This window comes from Zoogloea sp. 1C4, from assembly GCF_009469605.1.
Lineage (GTDB): Bacteria > Pseudomonadota > Gammaproteobacteria > Burkholderiales > Rhodocyclaceae > Zoogloea > Zoogloea oryzae.
The window spans coordinates 1-2,516 of record NZ_SSXU01000061.1; the positions used below are offsets into that span (position 1 = coordinate 1).

The following is a 2,516-nucleotide window of genomic DNA, read 5'->3' on the forward strand; positions in this document are numbered from 1 at the left end:
AGAAGCAATACGACGTAATGAATTTATTTTAATGCAGTTACGTAGTAAATAAATATAATCTACCACTTCGTGATCAAATTGTGACTCATATTTAACAGAGTAATCTACTTCAATTATTGCTCCAGTAAAACGGTCAATTGTTGAAGCGTCTAATTGGTTATTAGCAACATACTGACGGTCTGCTCCATTACCAAAAGTATTTGACGTAGCAATAATGATACATTCAGGATGTCGTAAAACAGTACCTGTAGTAGTCTCTATTTCACCGTTTGCTAATGCTGCATTAATAACCTGTGCTACAGATGGATCGAGCGCAGTCATCTCATCTATAAGGATTATTGACTTCTTAGCATAGAATTCAGCAAACTTAGTTGCTTCACGAGTAGGATATTTATATCCTGTAAATTCTGTTGCAGAAGTACCAATACCACAAGAGATACATAAGTAAGGAACATCCAGTTCTTTAGCCGTATTACGAGCTATAGTTGATTTACCACAACCAGCTGGACCAACCATCCAGATATTATTCATACCTGCTTTAATTAGATTTTTAAGCTTATCTTCTGGTTCTAGTGAACTAAATGAAAATTGAATTTTCTTCAATTCTTCTTTTTCCTTTTCTTCTTTCTCTTTCTTTTCAAATTCTTTTTTCAATTTGTTAAGTAATTCTTTGATTTCTGTTTTACTTCCAAATTGCTCTAGTGCTTTTTTCTCTATTTGTTTCTTTTTTTTAAGATCTGTTATATTAGCTATTTTAATAGCTCCACTACACACTTTGTACTCTTGTCCAGTACAATTTGTTATAGTATATTCTCTGGATTGTCCTTTCTTTCCTTTTACTTCTGAAGTTAATACTAAGAAAATACCTTGTTGTGCTTGTTGTTTTCCTTTAGAATTATTATATTTTATACTACCATAAAATCTATTTCCAGGCTTTAAATCATGAACATCTGTATTATGATTAACTAAGGTGCTATCTTCATATATATTGTCTTCTTGATTTTCAATTTGTTCATCATGCTCTGTAGCTTCAGATGCATCAGTATCTTGAGTTTCTGTAGTTAAATCTTTAGGATCTTTTAGCTTCTGTTCTTTTGCACTAGACTTTGCAGGTTGATCTTTTTCTATATCTTGAATATGTTCTATTTCTACCATGATGATTTGTTTTAATGATTAAAAAAGAATAAGGGTAGCTTTTACACTACCCTTATTTATTAATAATGATCTACTTTATATTAAAATGGTAGATCGTCTGTTTTATCTGTAAAAGCTTGTGTATTAGTAGTAGATGAAGTTGCACTAAACGGGTTGTCGTTTTTTACTTCTTTATCTGCTACAACAGGCTTTGTAAATTGGTCAATATTTAGCATAGTAATAGAAGATGATTGACCTTCTGGCAATTCCATAGGCTCAATAAAAGTATACTTAGCATAATTAGGCAAAGTAGTATATCCTTTATCATTATATACTATTTTTGCTCTAAGTTTTTTACTCTTATCTACTTTGTTCAGCATATCAGTAATCCACTGAGCAAACTGTTCAAAGCTTTCTCCATTAAAGTCAAGCTCTTCATCCTTATAGTAACAGTTAAGTATCTGCAACATACGAGAATACTGCTTATCCATTTTTGTTTGAAGCTGTTCTTCTGTAGTTACAAATCCACCAAGTGTGGGTTTCCATTCTGTATGAGTTAATGTTGCTCCATCTTTCTCAAAAACAATTTCTAAGAATTGATTACCATTAGGAGAAACCTCTGTTTTTACACTCTTCAATACTACATTTTCAATAATACCAGCGGGAATATACTTAATATCACTTTTGCTAATATTTGCTGCACGTTCTTTACTATATGTCATAATTTCAATATTTTTAAGTTTTTAAATCAGGCTGTGCACTCGTCTAAATAAATTTTATCCCAGTGAACTTTAATATCATTATTTTCATCGCTTTCTGCGATAACTATCTTCTTACCTCGTAAGTGAGGAGCTCTAGCTTCTCTTACTGAATTATCTCCACCTTCAAAAGATATAATAGTTTCGTTCTTTTTACGATAGACATAACCAACAGCATCTGCTTCACCACATACTATATCACCTAGTCTTCCAACTAAATCTATAGCCATTTCTATAAGCTCTTCACCATCTTTATTAATCATCTTATCTTTAGTATGACCTATAAGAATAAAATTATCACAAAGATTTTTAAACATGTTTATTACTTTTTTAACTGCTTCTCTTAAGTAGAGATATCCGCTACCATTTGGTAATGTACGAACATCATCTCCCTTATAAGATTTGCCCATTGGTGTCTGACAATACAGAACTTTAGCATATCCTAAACATATTTCTTCGAGTCTAGTAGCATTATCTATAGCAATATATTTATAAGGTTTCTTTCCTGTTGTAGCGATTTCTTCACTGATTGCTCTAGATATATTACCTAAATCTTCAATAGTACGAGCTTGAATAGAGAGAGCTTCTAGAAATTCTGAACCTCCCTCTAAGTCAATTATAAGA

At 31.6% G+C, this 2,516-nt stretch carries 3 protein-coding genes; all 3 read right to left on the reverse strand.

The annotated features are described in order from the left end of the window. A partial coding sequence (locus GH681_RS22635; protein WP_153163761.1) for an AAA family ATPase occupies window positions 1-1,155 on the reverse strand: 1,155 nt, incomplete at its 3' end. Window positions 1,156-1,235: 80 nt separating this feature from the next. After that, complete coding sequence (locus GH681_RS22640; protein WP_153163762.1) at window positions 1,236-1,856, reverse strand: hypothetical protein; 621 nt, start codon at window positions 1,854-1,856, stop codon at window positions 1,236-1,238. A 26-nt stretch (window positions 1,857-1,882) separates the two neighbouring features. Then, window positions 1,883-2,516 (reverse strand): AAA family ATPase (locus GH681_RS22645; RefSeq protein WP_153163763.1); only part of this gene is annotated, 634 nt, incomplete at its 5' end.

Excerpts from the sequence above, each read along its gene's own strand:
- GH681_RS22640 (WP_153163762.1), bottom strand. The coding sequence starts at position 1,856 with ATGACATATAGTAAAGAACGTGCAGCAAATATTAGCAAAAGTGATATT.